This is a genomic window from Mesorhizobium sp. URHB0026 (assembly GCF_054059755.1).
The window spans coordinates 465,077-488,228 of sequence record NZ_JBSSCN010000001.1 but is presented as its reverse complement, the minus strand read 5'-3'; the positions used below and the strand labels follow the sequence as shown (position 1 = coordinate 488,228).

General features: G+C 63.9%; 24 protein-coding genes. 4 read left to right on the top strand and 20 right to left on the bottom strand.

The features are described from left to right. Positions 1 to 51: 51 nt before the first annotated feature. From ACVWWD_RS02445 to ACVWWD_RS02435, 3 genes are all read right to left on the bottom strand, one after another. A complete protein-coding gene (locus ACVWWD_RS02445; RefSeq protein WP_023770477.1) occupies positions 52 to 720 on the bottom strand; it encodes a DUF1007 family protein in 669 nt (222 codons plus the stop codon). Between the two features lie 164 nt (positions 721 to 884). Then, the gene (locus ACVWWD_RS02440) at positions 885 to 1,784 is read right to left on the bottom strand and encodes a LysR family transcriptional regulator (protein WP_015315874.1); all 900 of its coding nucleotides are present in this window, start codon (positions 1,782 to 1,784) and stop codon (positions 885 to 887) included. A 3-nt stretch (positions 1,785 to 1,787) separates the two neighbouring features. Then, positions 1,788 to 2,984 (bottom strand): amidase, encoded by a 1,197-nt coding sequence (locus ACVWWD_RS02435; RefSeq protein ID WP_352552175.1) that lies wholly within the window; start codon positions 2,982 to 2,984, stop codon positions 1,788 to 1,790. A 542-nt stretch (positions 2,985 to 3,526) separates the two neighbouring features. Here ACVWWD_RS02435 and odc2 point away from each other — a divergent pair. Both odc2 and ACVWWD_RS02425 read left to right on the top strand, forming a co-directional pair. Next, a complete protein-coding gene (odc2, locus tag ACVWWD_RS02430) occupies positions 3,527 to 4,660 on the top strand; it encodes an ornithine/lysine decarboxylase (RefSeq protein ID WP_023770475.1) in 1,134 nt (377 codons plus the stop codon). 97 nt (positions 4,661 to 4,757) lie between these two features. Then, on the top strand, positions 4,758 to 5,327 hold the full coding sequence (locus tag ACVWWD_RS02425; RefSeq protein WP_352552178.1) for a GNAT family N-acetyltransferase: 570 nt from the start codon (positions 4,758 to 4,760) through the stop codon (positions 5,325 to 5,327). 90 nt (positions 5,328 to 5,417) lie between these two features. Here the strand turns inward: ACVWWD_RS02425 and ACVWWD_RS02420 are convergent, their stop codons facing one another. From ACVWWD_RS02420 to flhA, 7 genes are all read right to left on the bottom strand, one after another. Next, positions 5,418 to 5,702 carry an SCP2 sterol-binding domain-containing protein gene (locus ACVWWD_RS02420; RefSeq protein WP_015315878.1) on the bottom strand — a complete coding sequence of 95 codons (285 nt, stop codon included), beginning with the start codon at positions 5,700 to 5,702 and terminating at the stop codon, positions 5,418 to 5,420. 185 nt (positions 5,703 to 5,887) lie between these two features. After that, the gene (locus ACVWWD_RS02415; protein WP_023770474.1) at positions 5,888 to 6,409 is read right to left on the bottom strand and encodes a hypothetical protein; all 522 of its coding nucleotides are present in this window, start codon (positions 6,407 to 6,409) and stop codon (positions 5,888 to 5,890) included. Between the two features lie 29 nt (positions 6,410 to 6,438). Further along, complete coding sequence (locus tag ACVWWD_RS02410) at positions 6,439 to 6,864, bottom strand: hypothetical protein (RefSeq protein WP_015315880.1); 426 nt, start codon at positions 6,862 to 6,864, stop codon at positions 6,439 to 6,441. A 13-nt stretch (positions 6,865 to 6,877) separates the two neighbouring features. Beyond that, positions 6,878 to 7,450: a rod-binding protein gene (locus tag ACVWWD_RS02405; RefSeq protein ID WP_352552181.1), complete on the bottom strand. Its 573-nt coding sequence runs from the start codon at positions 7,448 to 7,450 to the stop codon at positions 6,878 to 6,880. Between the two features lie 81 nt (positions 7,451 to 7,531). Further along, positions 7,532 to 7,924, bottom strand: a complete 393-nt coding sequence (locus ACVWWD_RS02400; protein ID WP_023781304.1) for a hypothetical protein — start codon at positions 7,922 to 7,924, stop codon at positions 7,532 to 7,534. 1 nt (position 7,925) lies between these two features. Then, positions 7,926 to 8,678, bottom strand: a complete 753-nt coding sequence (gene fliR, locus ACVWWD_RS02395; protein WP_023781305.1) for a flagellar biosynthetic protein FliR — start codon at positions 8,676 to 8,678, stop codon at positions 7,926 to 7,928. Further along, on the bottom strand, positions 8,675 to 10,762 hold the full coding sequence (gene flhA / locus ACVWWD_RS02390; RefSeq protein WP_352552184.1) for a flagellar biosynthesis protein FlhA: 2,088 nt from the start codon (positions 10,760 to 10,762) through the stop codon (positions 8,675 to 8,677). Before flhA ends, fliR begins: the two co-directional genes overlap by 4 nt. Positions 10,763 to 10,877: 115 nt before the next feature. Here flhA and ACVWWD_RS02385 point away from each other — a divergent pair, with 115 nt between their 5' ends. Both ACVWWD_RS02385 and ACVWWD_RS02380 read left to right on the top strand, forming a co-directional pair. Next, positions 10,878 to 11,177 (top strand): putative quinol monooxygenase, encoded by a 300-nt coding sequence (locus ACVWWD_RS02385; protein WP_352552187.1) that lies wholly within the window; start codon positions 10,878 to 10,880, stop codon positions 11,175 to 11,177. Between the two features lie 230 nt (positions 11,178 to 11,407). After that, the gene (locus ACVWWD_RS02380; RefSeq protein ID WP_023793925.1) at positions 11,408 to 13,189 is read left to right on the top strand and encodes a chloride channel protein; all 1,782 of its coding nucleotides are present in this window, start codon (positions 11,408 to 11,410) and stop codon (positions 13,187 to 13,189) included. A 22-nt stretch (positions 13,190 to 13,211) separates the two neighbouring features. Here ACVWWD_RS02380 and ACVWWD_RS02375 read toward each other — a convergent pair whose 3' ends face one another. The 10 genes from ACVWWD_RS02375 to ACVWWD_RS02330 form a co-directional block, all read right to left on the bottom strand. Next, on the bottom strand, positions 13,212 to 14,855 hold the full coding sequence (locus ACVWWD_RS02375) for an MFS transporter (RefSeq protein ID WP_023793928.1): 1,644 nt from the start codon (positions 14,853 to 14,855) through the stop codon (positions 13,212 to 13,214). Between the two features lie 171 nt (positions 14,856 to 15,026). Then, positions 15,027 to 16,895 (bottom strand): asparagine synthase (glutamine-hydrolyzing), encoded by a 1,869-nt coding sequence (gene asnB, locus ACVWWD_RS02370; protein WP_457102893.1) that lies wholly within the window; start codon positions 16,893 to 16,895, stop codon positions 15,027 to 15,029. A gap of 176 nt (positions 16,896 to 17,071) precedes the next feature. After that, positions 17,072 to 17,338 (bottom strand): flagellar biosynthesis protein FliQ, encoded by a 267-nt coding sequence (fliQ, locus tag ACVWWD_RS02365; protein WP_023770466.1) that lies wholly within the window; start codon positions 17,336 to 17,338, stop codon positions 17,072 to 17,074. A gap of 13 nt (positions 17,339 to 17,351) precedes the next feature. Further along, positions 17,352 to 17,759: a flagellar hook assembly protein FlgD gene (gene flgD, locus ACVWWD_RS02360; RefSeq protein WP_023770465.1), complete on the bottom strand. Its 408-nt coding sequence runs from the start codon at positions 17,757 to 17,759 to the stop codon at positions 17,352 to 17,354. Continuing rightward, positions 17,759 to 18,202, bottom strand: a complete 444-nt coding sequence (flbT, locus tag ACVWWD_RS02355) for a flagellar biosynthesis repressor FlbT (protein WP_352547834.1) — start codon at positions 18,200 to 18,202, stop codon at positions 17,759 to 17,761. Before flbT ends, flgD begins: the two co-directional genes overlap by 1 nt. Then, positions 18,199 to 18,546, bottom strand: coding sequence for a flagellar biosynthesis regulator FlaF (gene flaF / locus ACVWWD_RS02350; protein WP_023770463.1), 348 nt, complete (start codon positions 18,544 to 18,546; stop codon positions 18,199 to 18,201). Before flaF ends, flbT begins: the two co-directional genes overlap by 4 nt. Before the next feature lie 28 nt (positions 18,547 to 18,574). Beyond that, entirely contained in the window at positions 18,575 to 19,618 is a 1,044-nt protein-coding gene (locus ACVWWD_RS02345) for a flagellar hook-associated family protein (protein ID WP_352547832.1), read from the bottom strand. Positions 19,619 to 19,621: 3 nt separating this feature from the next. Next, positions 19,622 to 21,076, bottom strand: coding sequence for a flagellar hook-associated protein FlgK (flgK, locus tag ACVWWD_RS02340; protein ID WP_352547829.1), 1,455 nt, complete (start codon positions 21,074 to 21,076; stop codon positions 19,622 to 19,624). A gap of 27 nt (positions 21,077 to 21,103) precedes the next feature. Then, positions 21,104 to 22,363 (bottom strand): flagellar hook protein FlgE, encoded by a 1,260-nt coding sequence (locus ACVWWD_RS02335; RefSeq protein WP_352547827.1) that lies wholly within the window; start codon positions 22,361 to 22,363, stop codon positions 21,104 to 21,106. 79 nt (positions 22,364 to 22,442) lie between these two features. Next, positions 22,443 to 23,111, bottom strand: a complete 669-nt coding sequence (locus tag ACVWWD_RS02330) for a response regulator transcription factor (protein WP_015315897.1) — start codon at positions 23,109 to 23,111, stop codon at positions 22,443 to 22,445. Positions 23,112 to 23,152 lie beyond the last annotated feature (41 nt).

Sequence of the window (23,152 nt, the reverse complement as noted above, 5' to 3'; positions counted from 1 at the left end):
CTGCCAAACGCGGGGACGGTTTCGAACAGTTGCCGATCAGGTTCACCGGATTTATCCTTCTGGCTGACAGGTCAGTTCGAGTTTGGTGGCAAAGATCTTGCTCATGTCGGTGCCTGTCGGATCGTTGAAGAAAGCATCCGTCAGGGTCTTCTGGTTTTCCTTGATCGCTTCGTCCGGGTCCGGCCGGATGACTTTGCTCGTGCAGTTCGACGGCAGGCCCTCGACGGCAATGTTGGAATCCTCGGTGAAGTCGATGGCCGTGTAGAAGGTCGGATCGTAGACGCCGATGTCGATCGTGCCGGACAGCTTGATCGGCACCTTAGGTTCGGACTCGAACAGGATGATCAATTGGTCGTTGTCGAAATTGGCCATCAGATGCGGCGGCGGCACCATCGTCACGTCCTTGCCGTTTTGCGTGACGAGCTGGAAATAATTGAACTCGGCCAGGGAGGCGTGGACGGTGTCGGCGACATCCTTCAGCTCCTTGTCGTCAAGCTTCAGGTCGGAGTTCTTGTCGAACTCCATCATCACCGTACTCGAAAACAGATCGTCGAAGCGCCACAGATGGCGCAACGCTTTCACACTTTGGTGATCCGGGGACAGGATCACGTCGAGGCGCGCCTCGGCGAAGACGTGCGGATGCACCTCGGCCGGCCCAACGGTGGCAAATGTCGCGGCCAAGGCCGAAGCCAGCATGATTGCGTGCCGTTTCAGATGCATTCGCGGTCGCGATTCCCCTGGCTTTCGTGAGCGTGGTCGAAGGTTACCAGAAAGGGGGCGAAATTGGGACTGCGGGCGCATGTCACCCAAAAGTGCGCGAGGCTTTGGGATAGCGCCACGTCTGCACGAGAGCTCAAAACGTGCGGTATCCAGGCTGGGGCAGGTCAGGCGCTTTCGCGCGTCCTGAACCACTGCACCAGGAAGTCGACGAAAACGCGCACCTTCGCCGGCAGATAGCGGCGGTGCGGATAGACGGCGAAGATGCCGCCGCCCGACAGGATGCGGTCGTCGAGCACCGCCACCAATTGGCCGCTCTTGAGGTCGGGCGCGGCGATGAAATCCGGCAGGATGCAAAATCCTAACCCCGACAGGGCCGCGGCCCGCGCCGCCATTGGGCTGTTAACCTCGATCGGGCCCGACACGGCGATGCTCACCGGATCGCCATTGTCGCCCTTGAACGGCCAGTTGTTCAGTCCGCGGCCATTGGTGTCGACGATGCAGGGCATATGGCCGAGATCCTGCGGTCGCGTCGGCATGCCGTGCTTGGCGATCAGCTCGGGAGAGCCGCAGAGCTTGATCGAAAACGGCGCCAGCCGCCTGGCGATCAGCGACGAGTTCTCCAGCCGCGAGATGCGCACCGCGAGGTCGAAGCCTTCCTCGACCAGATCGACGAAGCGGTCGTCGAGCTGGATGTCGAGCACGATGTCGGGATACTGCTTGGCGAAGTCGATCAGCGACTGGCCGATCGGCGCGTCGGCGAAGGTGCGCGGCGCCGACAGCTTGATGCGGCCACGCACGTCCCCGGAGGATTCGCGCACGGCGTCGGCCAGGCTGTCGACCTCGCGCACGATCTCCGAGGCGCGGCGGTAGTAGGTGTGGCCGGCCTCGGTCATCGAGAACTGGCGCGTGGTGCGGTTCAGCAGCAGCGCGCCGAGCTCGTCCTCCAGCTCGCGCACGTATTTCGACAGCAGCGCCTTGGAGCGGCCGATCTTGCGTGCCGCCGCCGAGAATCCCTCGGCCTCCACGACGTCGATGAAGGCGCGCATGCGGGTCAGTGTATCCATTGTTCAGGCTCTTTGTGCTGCGTCGAGAAGTTTTCGGCCGAGCCGTATCAGGGCAATGTCGCTGCCGGAAGGGCCAAGCAGCGAGAGACCGAACGGAGCGCCGGCGACCGAGCCGATCGGCAAGGTGATTTGCGGAAAGCCGGAGAGCCCGCCCAGGCACAGGAGATGGAGCGCGCGTTCGCGGTAGGCCTGGAATTGCTCCGGTGTGCTGTCGACATAGGGTGCCGGGCCCGGCACTGTCGGCAGGACAAGAAAGCCGTGCTTGCCGAGCATGGCGCTGAGTTCGCCGCGGAAGGTCAGCCGGCGCACCTTCTCGGCCTGTGCTGTCCGGTCGTCGACCGCACGGCCAAAGCCGAACCGCTCCTCGACGCCGGGCCCGAGCTCGCGCTCCCCGCTGGTGATCCATTCGCCATGCACCGCCCAGGCCTCCCTGGCCTGCAGGCGGCGAAAGCACCAGTAGAGTTCGTCCGGGGACGAGCTGAAGTGCGTCGTCGGCGTCGCCGGCGTGCCGAACACCGTGGCCACCAGCGCCTTCATTCCGGCATATTCGGCGGCCGCCGGCGGGGCGACCATCTCGTCCAGCCAGCCGAGCGCAATCGGGCGGTCCAGGGAATGCTGGTGCGGATCCCGGCCAAGCAGCAGCTTGCCGACAGTCTCATAGGTTTCGATGTCGTCGGCGAACCAGCCGAACGTGTCGAAACTCGGCGCCAGTTGCATGGTGCCGTCGAGGGAAATGCGGCCATGCGTGGTGCGCAGCCCGATCAACCCGCAGAAACTCGCCGGCGCGCGGATCGAACCGCCGGTGTCGGACCCCGTGGCAATGTCGGCCAGCCTGCCCGCCACCGCCGCCGCCGACCCCGACGACGAGCCTCCGGTGACGCGATCGGGAGCCGCGGGGTTCACCGGAAACGGAAAATGCGCGTTCTGGCCGAACAGAGCGAACGCGAGTTCGTCGGTCTGCGTCTTGCCGATGAAGCGCGCACCGGCGTCGAGAATCGCCTGCACGGCCGGCGCCGTGCGCGAAGCGGCGTGGCCATTGGCGAATTTCTGCAAATTGCCGCAACCGGTGCGGTAGCCGGCAACATCGTAAATGTCCTTGACCGCCAGCCGCAGGCCGGCCAGGGGCCCAAGCTCGGCGTGCGCCACGGGCATCTGGCGAAGGTCGAGAAAGGCGTTGAAAGGGCCGTGCGTGCCTGTCATCGTTCGATATCCGTATACGCTTGCGCCAACATTGTTCGATGCCAGAAATTTTACAACCGGCGATACGATTTTTATTGATTGTGAAATGCTTCGCTCTTATATCGCGCTTGCCCAAAGTCGCACGTGCCTGTGGGTGTCCGCCGATCCTCGAATGGTGAGGGAAATCGGTAAGGTAACTGGAGCTAACCCCTCCAGTCGGTTTAGCGGCCAACCGCCAGACCGAGGACACCTTGAAGCAACGACGGTGCGGGCCTTTCTGGTTCTCTGCCGGTTGTCCAAAGACCGGGGTTACTGAAGAGGCACACCTTCATTGCCGGCAGTGCGGAACGGGGTTCTCCCAATCCAAGCCAAGGCAGACAAAGCGAACCGAAGCCGGGCAAGGCTAAGGTTCATCGCCGCGAGACGGCGTTTCATGGTTCCGGGGTCTCCACCGGCTGGTTCCATGGATTTTCCGTCCCGCCTTTGTTTGACCGCGTGTTCGCGAGGCCGACAGCCCGCGCCCGCACCCTTGTGCGCGCCGAAAGGCGCGATGGAGAATCCCGATGGCCACACAGCGCATCCTCGACTTCCTCGCCACCCGACGTCCGTCCGGCCCCTGCCTCGTCGTCGACCTTGACGTCGTGCGCGACAATTTCCGCGCCTTCGAGAAGGCTCTGCCCGATTCCAAGATCTACTATGCGGTGAAAGCAAACCCGGCGCCCGAAATCCTGCGCCTGCTTGCTGCGATGGGCTCGTCCTTCGACACCGCTTCCGTTGCCGAAGTCGAGATGGCGATGGACGCCGGTGCGCCGGCGGACCGCATCTCGTTCGGCAACACCATCAAGAAGGAGCGTGACATCGCACGCGCCTACCAGCTCGGCATCAAGCTGTTCGCGGTCGATTGCGTCGAGGAAGTCGAGAAGATCGCGCGCGCCGCGCCAGGCTCCCGCGTGTTCTGTCGCGTGCTGACCGATGGCGAAGGCGCCGAATGGCCGCTGTCGCGCAAGTTCGGCTGCGTGCCCGACATGGCTGTCGACGTGCTGCGCCATGCCAAGGGCCTCGGTCTTGACGCCCATGGCGTGTCGTTTCATGTCGGCTCGCAGCAGACCGACCTCACCGCGTGGGACCGTGCTCTGGCCGACGCCAAGAAGGTGTTCGCGACGCTCGCGGAAGAAGGCATCGTGCTCAAGATGGTCAATATGGGCGGCGGCTTCCCGACGCGCTATTTGCGTGACGTGCCGGCGGCGCAGGCCTATGGCCAGGCGATCTTCTCGGCTCTGCGCAAGCATTTCGGCAACGCCATTCCCGAGACGATCATCGAGCCGGGCCGCGGCATGGTCGGCAATGCCGGCGTCATCAAGTCGGAAGTCGTGCTGATCTCGAAGAAGGCCGACAACGACAATGTGCGCTGGGTGTTCCTCGACATCGGCAAGTTCGGCGGTCTCGCCGAGACCATGGACGAGGCGATCCGCTATCCCCTCGTCACCCGCCATGACGGCAGCGAGACCGCGCCTTGCGTGCTCGCCGGCCCGACCTGCGATTCGGCTGACGTGATGTACGAGAAGACGCCCTATCCGCTGCCCTTGTCGCTGACCATCGGCGACGAGGTGCTGATCGAAGGCACCGGCGCCTACACGACCACCTACTCGGCGGTCGCGTTCAACGGCTTCGAGCCTCTCCGATCCTACGTGATCTGAGGGTTCGAAAGAACCGCTCGGATCACCCCAGGTGGGCGCCTGTCGCCCGCTTGGGCTCGCCTGTGGAACAGATCTCCGCTCGCCAGGGATTGCGGAAATGGAAATGTCAGTCGAATTCGTAGCTCATGCGCCGGCCTTCGCCACGGTCGCCGAAACCGCTACCGACGTGGCGGCGCGCGAAGCCTTGCTCGATCGCGCCATGGGGCCGAAGCGCAAGACCAAATCATCGGAGAAGCTGCGCCGCGGCCGCCGGCCCTCGGAGGGGCTTGCCTTCGTCGCACGCAATGCCTCGGGCGGCGTGGCCGGCACGGTGCGGCTGTGGGACGTCACGCTGGGCGAGGGCGGTCCGGCAGCGCTGCTGCTTGGCCCGCTCGCCGTCGACCCGTCGTCCAAGAATGCCGGCATAGGCTCGGCGCTGATGCGGCATGCCATCGCGGAAGCCGCGCGCCTCGGCCACACTGTGATCCTGCTGGTCGGAGACGAGCCTTACTATGGCCGCTTCGGCTTTTCGGCCGCGAGGACCGGGGCGCTCGCCATGCCGGGGCCTTACGAACGGCACCGTCTGCTGGCCTTGGAACTGGTGGAGGGCGTGCTCGACGGCGCCAAGGGCACGCTGAAGGCGTCCGGCCGCAAGCTCAAGGCACGGGCGTCGACCCTGGCGGCGTGAGGGCTTAAGCTCGACCGCCTTTCAAACGAAACGCCGCCTCAAAAGGCGGCGTTTCGTTTATCTCGAGGTCGCTTCTGGCGACCGTGCCTGTCAACCGATCAACTGGCTCAGCGCCATGGCGACGGTCATGTCGCCTTCGACCTTTATCTTGCCGGTCATGAACGCCATGGTCGGGTTCAGGTCGCCCGCGATCAGCGAATCCAGATCGTCGAGCGACAGCTTGATGGTGCAGTCGGCGGGAGCGTCCGTGGTCGAGACGGTCGCGCCGTCGATGACGATGACGCCGTCGCTGCCGGTGTCGAACTTCACGGAACGGTCGAAGCCGCTGCTTGCCACGCGCGACTTGATCTTCTCGGCTATATCCTGAACGCTCACGCTATTCTCCCTGTCTGTTGCATCTGTCACGCGACGCACTTCGGTCCAGCCGAAGTCCATGCGGCATCCCTGGCGATCATGATCGCTGCCGCATATAGCTTCGAATTGACGTTTACGTCAACGCGGATTGCAGGGATTGGTCCCAACGCCGACCGTTCTAGGGCCACCGGTACTGGGCCGATGGCTCAATGCGCGCTGACCGGCTTGGGAGTCTCGGTCGCCGGGGTGCTGGCATCCTGCCGCCGGCGCAGCCAGTTGTCGCGGATCTCATCCTTGCTCAGGAAATTGACTTGGTCGATCAGGACCTCATGGACCAGGGTTGCGCCGACACGCGTGTTGATCGTGTCGCGGATCGCGGCGCGAAAGGCATCGAGGTCGAGCGTCGCCTTCTTGGTGAAGTCGATCTGGGGGTTGGCGTAGAGATAGCTGTAGACCTGATCGGTAATGAGAGCCTCGGCCGGGATCGACAGCTTCTTTATCTGCTCCGGCTCCACGGTGTAGACGAGCTTGGCCAGGAAATAGCCGTCGATCTTGGAGTCGTGGATCAGCGGCACCGAAATGATGTCGGTCTTCACGTAGTCCAGCCCGCCCAACATCGGCTTGGGCTTCTCACCGACGCCCTGTTCACCGGCGGCCTGGAACGAATAGAACACCGCGCCGAGCGTGGCGGCGCAGATCCAGACCGCTATGGCGATGACCTTGATCATTTTGAACCCGAGCCCGGCATTGCCGCGCTCTAACCTTTCATCCTGCCGAACTCGCCGGCGGAGTAGGTGCCGTCGGTCTCGGCGCGCTGGATGGCACTGCGCAGCAGGCTGGCGACCTCGTTGACGGCGCTCAGATGCGCCAGGATAGCAGCTTCGTTCTTCGCCAGCTTCTGGCGCAGCCGGGTCAGGCCCTCGCGGTGCTGCTCGAGGAATTCGGCTTCGCTGCCGCCCTTCATGGCACGGGTCAGCTCGTAGAGATAGCGGCTCTTGCGGGCGTTCGACGCCTTGAGGTCATAACTTGTATCGCTGCGGATGCCGGCGGTCTCTTCCTCGACCACCTCCTCGATGCGGCCGATGATGGCGGCAAGGTTTCCGGGCCGCGCGAAAGGAGTCGGTGCGTCCGACGCGGTGGTGCGCGCCGGCAGCTTGGCGGTGAATTCCGAAGAGTCGGCCATGTGTTTCCCAGTCCTAGATCTTGATGTCTGTTTTTTTGGTTGTCTCGTCGCCGGTCATCGACTTGGCGGCCTTGCGCTGCAACTCCTGGACGAGCGAAGTGGACAGACGGGTCTGCTGATCGATCTCGGTTTTTTCCGGCCCATTCGAGACCGGGCCGATCGGAACCTTGCGCTTGCCGTCCATGTAATGGTCGGCGAGCAGCGACTTGGCGATGCCGATGCCGCCGCGGTCAGCCATGACGTCGGCGACGCGCTCGGCGAGCTGCGATTTCCACATGTCGCCAGCTAGACCCGTGCCATAGACGCCCTCGGTGTCCTTGGGCAGCATGTTCTGGATGAAGGTCTGCAGGACCATCGCCTCGAACTTCTTGAACTTCTTGGCCGGGTCGGCTGTCGCGGCGGCCTTGTCCGTCGTCGCGCGCGACAGGACCGAGCCGGCATCGACCGAAGCCGCGGTGTCGACCGAAAACGTGCCGGCGACGCTGCCGGCGCGCTTGGTCAGCGCGGCGCGGGCAGCCTCGATATCCATCGGATCGGCAGCTCGGGCGACATCCATCACGATGTCGCTGGGTGGAGAAATCGCCAAGAAGGTCCGCCTTTTGCCGGGTTTCCTTAGCCAGGACCATGCCTCAACAAGCTTGTGGCAGGCTTGCGGGGAGTGGGAGGCCTATTCACCTGCTTCGGGATGTCGCTTCTGCGCGATCAGGTCCAGCCGCTCGCGGTCTGATGTCTCGCGTTCGTGACGGTTGCGCAGGTCCTTGTAGGCGCGCTCGACCATGTTGGTGCGCGCGCTTGCCGCGGCGATCAGACCGGCTTCCTTCCTGGCGCTTTCCAGGCTTTCCTCCTGGCGCACGACGGCCTGGGCGATGCGGCGATGATAGAGATCGGGAAACAGGCTGGAGAGGGAATTGTCCTGGTCGAAATGGCCGATCAATTCGCGGGCTTCGGTCTCGGCGGCGCTTGCCTCGGCGACGAAGGTGGCGTGGCGGGTCTCGTGCAGGGCTTTCAGCTGTTCCTGCACCTTGATCAGTTTCCTCAGACGATCCTTGCGCGTGCTCATGTCACCTCGCCAACGTGAGGTCGACGAAGCCGTCGACGAACAGCGACAGCATGGTGCCGACGGCGAAATAGAAGATCAGCATGCCGCCGGCGATGACGAAGGGCTGCGAGATGAAATAGATCGGGATCTGCGGCGTCAGCTTGTTGACGAAGCCGATCGTCAGATTGACGAGAATGGCATAGGCGACGAACGGGCTGCCGAGGCGGATGACCAGGAAGAACGTGTCCGACACGGTGTCGGTGATGTCGACCAGCGCTGCCTGCGGGTTGAAGAAGACGTTGACTGGCGCGACCGTGTAGGACGCCACCAGGGCGCGGACGATCTCGTGATCGAAGTCGAAGACGAACAGCATCAGCAGCGCCGAGAATGAAATAATGGCGGCAAGGGCCGCCTGCGGCTCCGGTTCCTCGATCGCCGGTCCGCCGGAGCCGCCATAGCCGATCAGCATGGCGATGGCCGAGCCCATGAAGCGAAGCGCCTCCATGTAGAGCCTGGTCATGGCGCCGATCAGTCCGCCGACCAGCAACTCCGAGACGATCATCGGCACCAGGATCTGCGGACGCGGATCGACGAAGGGAAAGATCTTGTCCCACAGGAAGGCGAGCAGGCCGCCTGTGGCGGCGACCGCGACGAACAGCCTGACCTGCACCGGGACGCGGGCGCTGGACAGGCCCGGCATCAGCATGAAACAGGCACCGATGCGGCAGAAGGCGAGGAACGCCGCGATGACGACGGCCTGCGAGAGAATGCTCACGATATGGTCCCGAGCACCCTGATCTCGACGCCCTTGGCGATTTCGACATGGGAGAGCACCGGCAGCGTGGTGAACAGGCGCTCGATGATCATGCGCACATAGGGGCGGGCGTCGGGCGCGGTGACGAGGACAAAACGCTCGCCGGCTTCAAGGTGTTTCTTGATCGCCTTGGTGGCGTCCTGGCCGAATTCCTCCAACTGGCGCGGATCGATGTCGAATTCGCGCACCTCGCCCTTGGCGTCGCGCTTGAGGCTCTGGTGGAAGGCGAGATCCCAGCGGTTGCCGAGGCGCAGCACCTTGAGTACGCCACCTTCGGAGAGGTCGCCGCAGATCTGCTGGGCCATGCGGATGCGCACATGCTCGACGATCTGCTCGGTGCGGCGCACATGCGGCGCGATCTCCGCGATGGCCTCGATGATGAGATGCAGGTTGCGGATAGAGACGCGTTCGGCAAGCAGCAGCTTGAGCACCGCCTGCAGGCCGGGATAGGAGATGTGGGTGGTGCAGATCTCGTCGGCGAGCTTGCGGTATTCCTGATCTTGACGTTCGAGCAGCGCCTTCATGTCCTTGTAGGACAGGAGCTGCGGCAGATTATTGCGGATGACTTCCGAGAGATGGGTGAGCAGCACCGACATGTTGTCGGCGAAGGTGAAGTTCTCGCGCTTCAGATCTTCCGCGAAGGTCTCCATGACGGAGTAGGCGCGCATGCCGAAGGCGGGCTCGCGAATTTCCTCGCCTGGGATTTCGGGTATGTCGCGGTTGCCGAGCAGCACCATTATCTCGCCGACGCGCATCGAATATTCGGCGACCACGGTGCCGTGCACCTTGATCTGATAGCTTTTCGGCGGGATGGCGAAGTCGTCGGCGACGCGGACTTCCGGCACGACGAAGCCATACTGCTGGGCGAATTTCTTGCGCATCTTGGACATGCGGAAGACCAGTTCCTGATGCGAGACCAGGAGCCGCGTGGAAAGCTGCTTGCCGATAAGCAGTTCGATCTCGGCGGTGGCGAGCGAGGCCTTGACCGAGTTCTTCTCTTCCTCGGCCTTGCTCGCTTTTTCCTGGCTCTTCAGCGCCTCGGCCTCGACGATGGCCCGGTTATGGCGCATCGGAATGACATAGCCGAGGCCGGCCATACCGGCGGCGAGTGCGAAGAACGGGAACAGTGGCAGGCCGGGCATCAGGCCGAGCAGCACCAGTAGCGCGGCCGCCACGTAGAGCGCGCGCGGATGGGCGCCGAGCTGGCCGAACACGGCCTGGTTGGTCGAGCCGCGCGTGCCGCCTTTGGAGACCAGCAGGCCGGCGGCGAGCGAGACGATGAGCGCCGGGATCTGGGTAACGAGACCGTCGCCGACCGACAGCTTGATGAACACGTCGGCGGCCTCGCCCATACCCATGCCGTGCCTGATGTAGCCGATGGCGATGCCGCCAACGATGTTGATGGCGGTGATGATGAGGCCGGCGATGGCGTCGCCGCGGACGAATTTCGAGGCGCCGTCCATCGAGCCGAAGAAGGAGGATTCCTCTTCCAGTTCGCGGCGGCGCAGCTGTGCGGTCTTGTCGTCGATCATGCCGGCGGAGAGGTCGGCGTCGATCGACATCTGCTTGCCGGGGATGGCATCGAGGGTGAAGCGTGCGCCGACCTCGGCGATACGGGTGGCGCCCTTGGTGATGACGATGAAGTTCACCACGATCAGGATCATGAAAACGATCAGGCCGATAACGAAATCGCTGGCCATCACCAGCTTGGAGAAGCCGGCGATGACATAGCCGGCGGCGTGCGTGCCCTCATTGCCGTGCGACAGGATCATGCGCGTGGTGGCGATGTTGAGCGACAGGCGCAGCATGGTGGCAATGAGCAGCACGGTCGGGAAGGACGAGAAATCGAGCGGCCGCTGGATCCACAGCGCCACCATCAGGATCAGCACCGAAAGCGCAATCGAGAAGGCAAGCCCGATGTCGATGAGAAAGGCCGGGATCGGCAGGAACAGCACGGCCAGGATGACGACGATGCCGAGCGCGAAGAAGACGTCGCGGCCGTTCTTGGCCACCGCGCCGGGCTGGATGCTTTCGCTGATCGCCATTCTCGTCCTCGAACCACAGGGCTGCCGAGCATGCGACAGCCCGGCGAGGGTACCTGGCCAAGCTTGCGCGAGGGTGGGAGAGTGACGGGATCGACTCTCTCGCGAAGGACACTTCATGCTGCTGATCATCGGTACGATCCGCCTGCCGCCCGACAGGCTTGACGAGGCAAGGCCGGTGATGGAGCGCATGGTTCGCGCCAGCCGCGCCGAGGACGGCTGCCTTGAATATTCCTATGCGCAGGATGTGCTTGATCCCGGCTTGATCAGGATCACCAAGGTGTGGCGTGCCAGACCGGCACTGGATGCGCATTTCCGCTCTCCGCATCTTGCCGACTGGCGCGCGAGCTGGCCGGGGCTTGGTATCGGCGAGCGCAATCTCGTGCTCTACGAGGCCGGCGAAGCCATGCCGACCTGAGCGGCCGGCGGCTAGGTCCTCGCCGGCTCCGGCTCGGTGTACGCATTGTGCCGAAAGGGCATGGTGAGTTCGCAAGTGGCGGGCAGCCTCGTCGGCCCAAGGCGGGAAAGGCCGGATCGGGCGGTTTCGCGGCCATATGGCGCACTGATGTGGGCATTGTGGTTGTCACGACGTGGCGCCCGGCGTATCAGGCGGGTCTTCCTTTGCCTTGATATCGGCGAGCCGTCCCGGTGCTTTCCAGAAACCAACCCCAAGTCTACGCCCGCCGGCTGCGCGCGGTGCTTTTGAGGTCAGTCCCTCTGCTGGAGGCGCGCGGCATCGCCGTCGTCGTGCTGGCGGGCGTTGTCGGCGTCATGGCTGGCATTCTGGTCACCGCGATGAGCCAGATCGTACAGGACCTGCACGGGCTGCTGTTCGGCGTTCAGCCCGGCGGCCGGCTGTCGGGCATGTTCTCGCTTGCCAATCCGATACAGGCGCTGATCCCGGCGATCGGCGGCATCCTGCTCGGAATATCGGTGATCTGGCTGAGGCTCCGGAAATTCCGCACGCCGGTCGATCCGATCGAGGCCAACGCCCTCTATGGCGGGCGCATGTCGCTGACCGACACCTTCATCATCGTCGTCCAGACGATGATTTCCAGCGGCTTCGGCGCTTCGGTCGGCCTGGAGGCGGGCTATACACAGGTCGGTTCAGGCGTCGCCTCACGACTGGCGCGCGCCTTCCGGTTGCGCCGCAACGATGTGCGCATCCTCGTCGGCTGCGGTGCGGCCGGCGCCATCTCGGCCGCCTTCGATGCGCCGCTGACGGGCGCCTTCTACGGCTTCGAGCTGGTCATCGGCATCTACTCCGTCGCCAATGTCGCGCCCGTCATGACGGCCGCGATTTCGGCGTCGCTGACGGCGGAAGTGTTCGGCGGCGTGCCCTTTCCGCTCGAGCTTTCAGGGTTGCCGCAACTCACTGCCAGCCAATATGTGCCCTTCCTGTTGCTCGGCCTGCTTGGCGGTGCTGCCTCGATCGCCATCATGCAACTGGTGACGTTGATCGAGCGCGGGTTCAACAGGCTGTCGGTCGATGCCTCGCTCCGTCCCGTCGTCGGCGGTGTCCTGGTCGGCCTCCTCGGCCTGGTCACGCCGCAGGTCCTGTCCAGCGGCCACGGCGCGCTGCATCGCGAATTCGCCATGAATTACGGGCTGGCGGTGGTGGCGAGCGTCTTCGCGCTTAAGCTGGCGGCGTCGGCGATCTCACTGGGTTCGGGCTTTCGCGGCGGACTGTTCTTCGCCTCGCTGTTCCTTGGCGCGCTGCTCGGCAAGGCGTTCGCCGGTGTCATGGCGCTCGTGTCGCCGGCGACCGGTATCGACCCCTCCGTCGCCGCCGTCGTCGGCATGACGTCGCTTGCCGTCGGTGTCGTCGGCGGGCCGCTGACCATGACTTTCCTGGCGCTGGAATCGACCCGCGACCTGACGCTCACCGGCGTGGTGCTTGCCGCCTCGATCATGGCGGCGATCCTGGTGCGCGAGACCTTCGGCTATTCGTTCTCGACCTGGCGGTTCCACCTGCGCGGCGAGACGATCCGCAGCGCCCACGATGTCGGCTGGATGCGCAGCCTGACCGTCGGCTCGATGATGCGCGAGGACATCAGGACCATCGATGCATCGACGACGCTGGCCGCCTTCCGCAAGGAATTCCCGTTGGGTTCGGCCCAGCGCGTGATCGCGGTCGACCCAGGGGATGAATATGTCGGCGTGCTGATCGTGGCCGAACTGCACAGCGATCCTTCCGGGGGCGAGGCGCTGGTGCGCGACCTTGCCCAGTACAAGGATGCCGTCCTGGTGCCCAGCATGAACGTGCAGGCCGCCGCCGAGACCTTCCAGCGCGCCGGCGCGGAGGAACTGGCCGTGGTCGAGGACTTCGCCGACCACATCGTGCTCGGGCTTTTGACCGAGGGCCATTTGATGCGGCGCTATGCGGAAGAGCTCGAGAAGGCGCGCCGGGACCTGTCGGGCGAGGGGTAGGCGCCGCGAACCTTCGAATTCGTCAGTGCTCAATCGGCCCCTTGGCCATCACCAACGCGGTGCCGGCGGTCGTCGGACGCTCGATGACGCGGCGCACGCGCGGCGGCTCGTCGCCCGAGTGCAGCGCCCGCAAGCGTTCTCCGACCATGGCGTCGGCATGGGTGATGCGACCGTTATGCCTGACATATTCGAGCCAGGTCGGCGTGTGGTAGTGCTCGATCCAGATCGACGGATTTTCGAGATCGCGAGCCAGTGTCCAGTTGCGGGCGCCGTCGCGGCGGCGGATGCGGCCGCGCTCGGCCATTGTGGCGAGGAATTCCGCCTCGTCCTCATGCCTGATGATGTATTCGATCATAATGGCGATCGGACCGCTGCGCGGCTTCAGGTCGAGTGCCAGGTGCGGCTCCTTGAAGCGATTCAGCGGGTCGAGGTTGAGCACCTGCTGTTGCGGCAGCGGCAGCACGAGGCCGATGGCGCCGCCGGCCAGCATGGCGATGGCCGCGGCGATCAGCGACGTCTCGGCGCCATGCGCGTCGGCGACGACACCCCAGATCCAGCTGCCCAGTGCTATGCCGCCGAAGGTTGCGGTCTGGTAGACCGACAGAACCCTGCCGACCACCCAGCGCGGTGTCGCCATCTGCACGGTGACATTGAAATGCGAGAGCGCGATCACCCAGCAGGCACCGCCGACCAGCAGGCCGAGCGAGGTCTGCCAGGCATGCTGGCTGACGGCGGCGTTGAATGCGCAGGCCGCAAAGCCGGCGAAGGCACAGCGCACCATCGTCTCGCTGGAGAGCAGTTGGCGCAGCCGCACGCTGATCAGCGCCCCGCCGACGGCGCCGATGCCGAAGGCGCCCAGCATGATGCCGTAGGTCAGCGCATCGCCCTTGACGACGTCGCGCGCCACCAGCGGCAGCAGCGCCAGCACCGCGCCGGCGCTGAAGCCAAAAGCGGCGCCCCTGACCAGCACCTTGCCGATATTGGGCGACATGGCGACGTAGCGCAGGCCGGCGCCCATGGCCGCCCCCAACGACTCGCGCGGCAAGGTCGAGGCCGGTAGATCCGGCTTCCAGCGTGCCAGCACGACGATAAGACCGACATAGCTCACCGCGTTCGCCGCGAAGGCCGCGGCCGCGCCGGCGGCCGCGACGATGATGCCACCGATTGCCGGGCCGACGCTACGTGTCAGGTTGAAGCCCATGGAATTCAGCGCCACGGCGGCAGGCACCTTGTTGCGCGGAACGATGTCGCCGACGGAGGCCTGCCATGACGGACTGTTGAGCGCAGTGCCGCTATCGATCAGGAAGGTAAAGGCCAGCAGCGTCCACGGCGTGATCAGGTCCAGATAGGTGAACGCGGTCAAAAGCACCGAAACGACCAGCATGAAGGTCTGCGCGACCAGCATCACCTTGCGGCGGTCGAAGCTGTCGGCGATGGCGCCGGCGACAAGCGCGAACAGCATGATCGGCAAGGTGGTCGAGGCCTGGACCAGGGCGACCTGGTAGGGCGAGGTGGCTATGGTGGTCATCATCCAGGCGGCGCCGACGCCCTGGATCAAGCCGCCGAAATTGGAGACGAGGCTCGCACCCCATACGGCCCGGAAGATGCCATGCCGGAACGGCGCCAGCGCCGAGACGCTTTCGCTATCGGGCTTCTCGTCAGTCATGGATGGGTTCCTGCCACGGCGCGCTGATCCTTGCGGGGATCCGTTTCCCCGCATGATTGGCCGAAACTATGGCATCGCGGCGCAAAGGGCGAATGCGTTGCTGAGAAGCCCATGGTCCAACAAGGGGAGAGCGAAGGGCCACGGCGCGCCTTTGGCATCCAGCCTGCCGTTTCAACGCGCCTCGGCCACGGCCGCATGCAACGCTTCGCTCAGTTGGCCGGCGGACTGGCCGCCGGCATGGAGACGAAGGAAAAGCTCCATTCCCACCAGCCGAAGCCTCGACGGCTGGTCGCGCCTGGCCAGGTCGACCAGATCCGCGACCGAAGATGCCGGCCACTTCATCGCATCGCGCAGAAAGCCACCATTCAATAGGGTCTCGGTGCCGGTGGTAAAGTTCGCGGATATTTGGAAGCCGTTCTTCCTGGCCTTTACATTCTGAACCGGAATGTGTTTTTCCGCCACCCTCTTCAAAAGCCACTTTCCCTGCTTCTGGCGGTATTTGTGGCGCCGAGGCAGATGGATCGCGAAGTCGATCAGCCGGTTCTCGAGGAATGGCACCCTGAGTTCCACCGAGGCCGCCATGCTGAGACGGTCATGCCGGTTCAGCAGATCCTGCAGATGCGAATACATGTCGTGAAGGCAGCATCCCAGGAAGGCGCGGTCGCCAAGCGGCGTCACCGGCTCCAGCCGGTCGAAGATCCTTGCCTGAAGGAAATTCAATTCCGGCGAAAGCGCCCTGAGCACGGCGTTGCGGTCCCAGCCATGGGCAAAGCCGATCGCGGTCCGGAAGGGGGCATGGCGCTGGCGCTCGAATCTGCGGGCGAGCTTGTTCCTGGACCGAAACAGCCGACCCGGCCAGGACCATGGCCGCCACAATTTCAGGCTGGCTTCCTGCCAGTCGTAGCCGCCAAAGAGTTCGTCGGCGCCTTCGCCGGTCAGCAGCACCTTGAAGCCATCGGCCCGGCATTGCTCGGCCAGCGCGAGCAGGCAGACATGGCTTGCATGCCAGCCGTCGCTTTCCAGATGCCAGATGGTCTTCGGCCACAGGTCGAGGAACCGGTCCTTGTCGACCGGGACCCTGTTCAGCGGTACATGGGCGTGGCTGGCGGTACGCTGCGCGTCATCCGCCTCGCTGTGGCCAATGCGGGGGTCGACGACATAGGCCGTCATCTCCGGCCTGAACCGTTTGGCCAGCGTGGTGACGAGGCCGGAATCGACGCCGCCGCTGCAGGCAGCGGCGAGGCTGGTGTCAGCGATGCAATGGAGCCCGACACTATCTTCGATCAACGCTTCCAGCGTTGCCATGTGCTCCGCGTCGGTGGCGGTATCGCCAACGATACGGGCGGCATCGAGCACGTCGAGGACATGCCAGAAACAGCGCTTCTCGACGCCCGCATCGCTGATCTTCCATAGAGCTGCCGGCGGCAGCCGCTCTATGCCCTGAAACAGGCTGGAACAGGAATCACGGCTTTGCCAAGCGAGGCGCAACGTGATTTCGCGCGCATCGATGGTTCGGGCGACGCCATCGCAGGCCAGGATCGCCTTATCCTCGGAGGCGAACAGGATCCGCTCACCCATTTCGGCAACCGACATCGGCTTGATGCCGAGACGGTCGCGCGCGAGCCACAGGGCGTCGGCACGGGCGTCGAAATAGGCGATGGCGAACATGCCGTCGAACATCGGGATGGCTTGGTCCGGCCCCCAATGGTGCAGCGCTTCGAGAACCACCTCGGTATCAGAGGCTGTCCGGAACCGCCTGCCTTCAGCCCGCAGCGTGTCCCGCAGCGAGCGATAGTTGTAGACCTCGCCATTGTAGACCAGCACGCCTTGGCCACAGGCGGTGAGCATCGGCTCGCGAGCCTGCGCCGACAGATCGATGATCGAGAGCCGGCGGTGACCGAGCGCCAGCCGGCCGTCGTTCCAACTGGCGTGGTCGTCTGGCCCGCGATGGACCAGCGCTTGCATCATGCGGGCGACGTCGGCAATGTCGCCGCCGCCGATCGGATCGCGTTTGCGCCAGACGCCGGCTATGCCGCACATGGAGTGCCGGGCTGGTTCAAGGGTGCGCGAGACCTCATCGAGACAATACCGCTATGTCAGGCCGACAAATCGCCGGATCATGGAACGGCACTCTAGCTGCAACCCGGCCGCCCGCAAGCCGTGCACCATCCGGCGCAATATAGACGGAAGGGTCGAGCACCCTTGCTGGAAATCGCTCAGAAACCGTTCTGGATTCGCTCGAAGATGACATTGGTGAAGGCCGATATCTGGCCACCGATGAAGGGACCCGTAAGTGCCACCACCAGCATGATGGCGACGATCTTGGGCACGAAGGTCAAGGTGATTTCCTGGATCTGTGTCAACGCCTGGATCAAGGCGATGCCAATGCCGACCGCCATGGCGACCAGCACCACCGGAGCGGATGCGGTCAGCACCGTCCACACCGCATACTGGACGATGTCGAGTGCGTCGGCCTCGTTCATGTCGGCGGTTGGCCTAGCTCGCCGGCTTGATCGACACGCCCGCGCCGACGGGGACCGTGGTGCCATCCTGCAGCACTGCGATCAGTCCGTTGCTGCCAAGCGTCACCGACGCCACGGTGCCCGTTGTCTTGCCATCGGCCGAGGTGATGTTGCGGCCTATGAGAGCGTCGGCCTGCGACAGCGCCGAGGACTGCATGATCTGGTCGAGCTTGGTGTTGGCCTGCACCGATTGCTCGACCTGGGAGAAGGTGGCGAGCTGGGCGACATACGCCGTCGAATCCATGGGCTTGGTCGGATCCTGGTTCTTCATCTCCGCGATCAGAAGCTTCAGGAAGGACTGATAGTCGACCGCCGTCTTCGAGGTCGACGTGGTGGTCTGGTTGGCGCCAACCGGCACCGTCGTCGTCATGTCCACGGTCATCAGTATAGTGCTCCCACGGCCAGCGGGCGCGCGGCGCCCGAAACATCGTCATTGCCGCCAAGCGCGCGGCGTTCCAGAGGATAAAGCGAACGGATCGCCTTCAAGGCCTCGTAAATGTGATCCTCGCCGACCATGCGGTCGACCTGTTTCAGCGCGCTGCCGATCTCGGCGTCTTCGAAACTTGCAATGAGCAGTGGCAGCGAGCGTCGGAACATCTCGCGCGCTTCGTCGGCACCAGTCGGGTTTATCAGCATGACCTGCACGATGAAATAAAGCTGCCGCAATGGCGTCGACGCGTCGTCTGCTTGCATCACATGACTCTCGAGCAGGAACTGCACGTCGTTCATCAGCTCGATGGTGACCTTGCGGTCGACGCGGATGACCGCGCCGTTGATGTAGATCTTCTCATTGGGCTTCAGCGATAACTTCAACGTGTTGGTCATTGAATGCCGTCGCGGATGATCTGGGATACTTCGATCAGCCCCTCGAAATTGTCGGTGCGGCCCTGGCGGATGTCCTCGGCCTCGCGCAGCAGCCACAGGCCGATGGAGATCAGGTTGGCGCGCAATTCCTTGGGGAGCGCATTTTCGCTGGAGCCGAGATCCTCGACGAAGGTGGTCCAGACGCGATTGGTGAAATGCAGCGCCTCCACTGCCTCCATCGAATGCTGGCCGGCCGCGGCAGCGGCCGACAGCATGTCGATCGAGCGGGTCAGGAGGTCCCGCTCGCGGTCCTTGGCGTCCGTGACGGAGGTGCTCTGAACGTCGGCGTAGGAGAATTGGTACATCGGTGGCTCTACCGTTCCGCTAGAGGTGTCAGGTCAGGTAATTCAACAGGCTGAGCTGCTGCAGGCGCGCCGTCAGGGCGAAAGAGGTCTCGATATGCTGCGTCAGATTGGCGACGCGGGTCGCCGCTTCCGCCGGATCGACTGCCTCGAGATCCAGAATGTGCCGTTCGAACAGGTCGATCTGCGTCTTCATGCGGTCGCTGGCATCGGAGACGCGCTTCTGCACGATGCCGGTCTGGGATTGGACCTGCGCGATGCCGCTCAGCGCCTCGCCGACCAATTTCTGCGAGTGGTCGATGATGATGTCTTTTGCCGGCTGGCTGATGCCGGTGGCCATCAGGCTGGAGACCAAGGCCGCCGCCATGGCGAGCTTCCTGATGCCGTCGCTGTTGGCGCCGGTCGAGGTCTCGGTGGTTTCGTTGAGCGCGATGCGGCTAACGATCTGCGGGTCGGTGGCATTCGACGTGTTGGTCTGCCAGCCCGAACCGACGAACTGCGGCGTGACATCGTTGGTGATGAAATCGTCCATCTGGGCCGCGGTGATGTTGGCCGCGGCCGGGTCATTGGGCGTGAAGCCGAATTTGGCGAGGAAGGAGGCGTCGAAGGCAGCCTTGGCGGGAGAGCCGGCGGCCGTGAAATCGTTGATCGGCTTGACGTCGGTGTTGGTGCCAGCGAACAGATATTCGCCGTTGACGCTGGTGTTGAGGATCGACGTAAGCTGCTGGATCGTTGTCTGGCCGGTCGATTGGGTCAGGCTGTCGGAGTTGTCGCCCGACGACGCGGTGGTCAGGCTGGACAGGAAAGTCTGCGCGACGTTGGAGAGCTGGCCGAGCGAGGTCTGGGTGGATGAGAGCCGGGCGGCCACCAGTCCGTTGGAATCGACAATGACGTTGAGCCGGTCGAGGTCGCGCGAAAAGGTAACGGATTGGGCGGTACGCCCACCAAGTGCCAGACCGACATCGGCGACCTTGCCGGTCGAGGACTCTTTCGTGGCTTTTACGAGATCGGCCTGCATGCGCATCTGCTGATAGCGCATTGCATTCGTAAGGGCAGCAGAGGAGACAAAGGTCATGGCTTATCCCACCGCGCTCAACAGCGCCGTCATCATGTCGTCGATGGTCTTCATCATCCGGGCGGATGCCTGATAGGTGTGCTCGAGATCGAGCATCAACGACATTTCCTGATCGACATTGACTCCGGTTGCGTTGGACAAGGCATCGGCACTGCGCTGAGCCAGGGCTTCCTTGGCGTCGGCGGCGGCCGAAGCCTGCTGACGAACGCCCTGCAACCAGCCGATCGAATTGGCGGTATAGTCGGCAACGCTGGAGGTTGCCGAAATCCCGGCCGACGGATCGAACGTCATCGGTTTGTCGAGCTGGTCGCCATAGGCGACCAGGAGGTTGGAGTATGAAGCCCCTCCAGTGGTGTTGGCGACGTAGGCGGCGCCGTTGGCGCCCCCATCGCGCAGCAATGTCGGGTTGCCGCCGGTGCTGGGATCCATCGCGGCATTGATCTTGATCGTTCCAGCAAGGCCGTCGACGAGCGTGCCCGCGGCTGGCACCGCCGGTGCGCCCGACCAGGTGAACAGGCCCGCCGCGTTGGGCATCGACGGCGCCGTTTCGGCAAAGGCGGTGATCAGGCCACGCGCGGTTTCGTCGAGCTGGCTCTGCATGGTCGAGGCGACGCCGTCGCGCAATTGCAGCAGGCCGGCAATCGTGCCGCTGGCTGTGGTGTTGCCGCCGCTGCCCGCCGAGACCGGTACGTTGTCGATATAGACCGTGTTGCCGGCCGCACCCGCGGCATAGCCCGAAGACGGAGCGAAGCTGACGGTGCGTGGGATCGTCTCGAACAATGTCGTGCCGTCACCCGTGGTGATGACCATGTCGTTGTCGCCACGCGTGAAGGTCGACACCGGAATGTAATTGGCGATCTTCTTCAACAATGCGTCGCGTTGGTCGAGCGCATCGGAAACGTCGGTGCCGGAACGGGTTCCGGACATGACCGCGATGTTGGCATCCTGGAACTGGTTGAGCAGCGAATTGAGATCCTTGACGGCGGTATCGATCTGGCCGTCGGTTTGGGTACGAAAGTCCTGAATGGCCTTGGAGCCTTCATTCAGGGACCGCACGACCTGTTTGGCCTCGTCGATCACGCTCGAGCCAAGATTCTGGTTGGACGGCGAGGTGGCGTATAGCTGCAGCGCCTGCTGCAGATTGCCGATCGCTGTCGAAGGCGAGGAGGCATTGTCGACGCCATTCACCGATACGTCGAGCTGATCCATGCCGTTGTAAAGCGCGCTCTGGCCGGCGTAGGCGGACAGAGCGCCGAGGTTCTGGCGAAACAGCAGATCGTTCGCCGCACGCTGGACATCAACCGAACGCGCGCCGGGCGTCGTGCTGGTGACCAGCGCGATGCGGCGCGAATAGTTCGGATTGTCGGCGTCCGCCACGTTGCGCGTGACGACGCTTGTCTGCCGCGAGGTGGCCAGAAGCGCCGATTGGGCGATGCTCAGTGCGGAGGAAAGCGACATGCTGGTCTTTCACGGGCGAAGCCCGGTTTATCTCTTCAGGTTGACAAGGACGTCCATCAGGTCGGAACCGGTCTGGAAGACTTTGGAATTGGCGGTGTAGCTGCGCTGGGCCGCGATCATGTCGGTCAATTCCTCCGCGATATCGACGTTGGAATTCTCGAGCGCGCCCGAGATGATCGAACCGGCCTTGCCTTCGTTGGCAAAGCCGACACGGACCGCACCGGAGTCGGTACCTTGCGCGTAGACATTGCCAGGCAGCGCCTTGAGTTGGTCGGGGCTCTGCACGTCGGCCAGCGGAATTTTGTAGAGCGGCTTGGAGGTGCCGTCCTTGTACTGGGCGTAGATGGTGCCGTCCTTGCTGATCTGCACCTTGTCGATGGTGCTCGGCGCGTTGCCGTTCACCTGGGCGTCGGTGACGGTGAAGCCGGTGCCGAGCTGGGTCAGCTTCGACAAGTCGAGGGCAAGGCTGGCGCCGCCCGGGACGGTGAATGAAATGCCGGTCGGGGTGCCGGTGAGCTTGCCGGTGGTGGTATCGAAGGTTAGGTTGGCCGTGCCCAAGGCGCCGCCGGCAGCGTAGGGGAAGCCAGTTCCGGCTGTCGCCTTCGACTGGTCGAAGACCGCCACCTCCCAGGTGCCGGCCCCGGTGTTGGTGAAATAGACGTCGAGCAACTTCTTGTTGCCGAGATTGTCATAGGCGACCATCGAGGATTTCGAAGTATACTGCGCTCCCGCCGAGTTCGTGCTGGGCAGGTTGCCGGCAGCGACGGGTGTCGCGCCTGCCGGCAGATTGCCGCTGAAATTGCCTTGGGTGCTCGGAGTTGCGGTCAGTCCCTGGTCGGCGATGACAACCGGCTCGAGACCTTCAAAGCCGTTCACCGTGGCCGCCGGCGTGCCATTGGCGTAGCTGTAGGCCATCAGCTGGAAACCGGCGGCATTGACCAACCGGCCCTGTGCGTCGGGAACGAAGGCGCCGGCGCGGGTCAGGAAAGGCGTGCCGCTTGGATCCTGGACGACGAAGAAACCATCGCCGCTGACGGCAAGGTCGGAGACCGAGGTCGTGTATTGAAGCACGCCCGGATCGCTGACCGCCTGGCGGATCGTGGTGGTGACGCCGCCGGAATTATAGGCGCCACCGGTCGACGGCATGATCAATGTCGAAAATTCGGCCGAGGACCGCTTGTAGCCGGTGGTATCGGAGTTGGCGATGTTGTCGGCTGTCGTCGACAGGCGGTTCGCCTGGGCGTTCATGCCCGAAACGCCGGTCCGCATCATTCCGTAGAGGCTCATCGAGATGTCTCCGCAATATCCATGCCACTGGCTTCGAGGCTACGCGTCCTGTCTTGCGCGAGGCTGGCGCGGTGCCGCATCAGAACACGAGCCGGTAGCCGAGGAAGCGCTTGGAATCGATCGGGTCGGTGCCCAGCTTCTCGCGCAGTTTCTTACGCAACTTGCTGATGTGGCTTTCCACCACGTTCTCTTCGACCTCCTCGTCGAAGATGCCGTAGATGGCGTTGAACACCTGGGTCTTGGTGACGCGGCGGCCACGGTTGCTCGCTAGATATTCCAGGATACGGCGCTCGCGGCGCGGCAAGGGCAGCGGCTGACCGTCGATCTCTGGATCGCGGCCGTCCATGAAGATGCGCATGGCGCCGATCTCGGTATAGGCGACGTCCTCGCTGGCGCGGCGGCGAATGGCGGTGATGCGGGCCAGGATTTCGCGGATGTGCACCGGCTTGCGGATGACGTCGTCGACGCCGCTCTCGAACAACCGCAGCGTGTTTTCAAGCGAATGCTGCTCACTGAGCGCAATGACCGGAGCTCCGGTGCGGTCGCGGATCTGGCGCGGCGAGATCGCGCCGTCGCGACAGTCGCCGATCAGGAAGGCCCGCACCGATCGCAGATCGGTGTCGGCGGCCGAGTTGACCCACTCGCCGAACTCGCCCGGCGCGAAACCGGCGCAGGCGATCCCCTCGCGGTCGAAAAGTGAATTGTAGCCCTCTGTCACGAGCTCTCGCTCGTCAACGATAACGATCATCGGCCCCGCCTCCGAATCAGCACATTTGCCCCGTGGAGAAA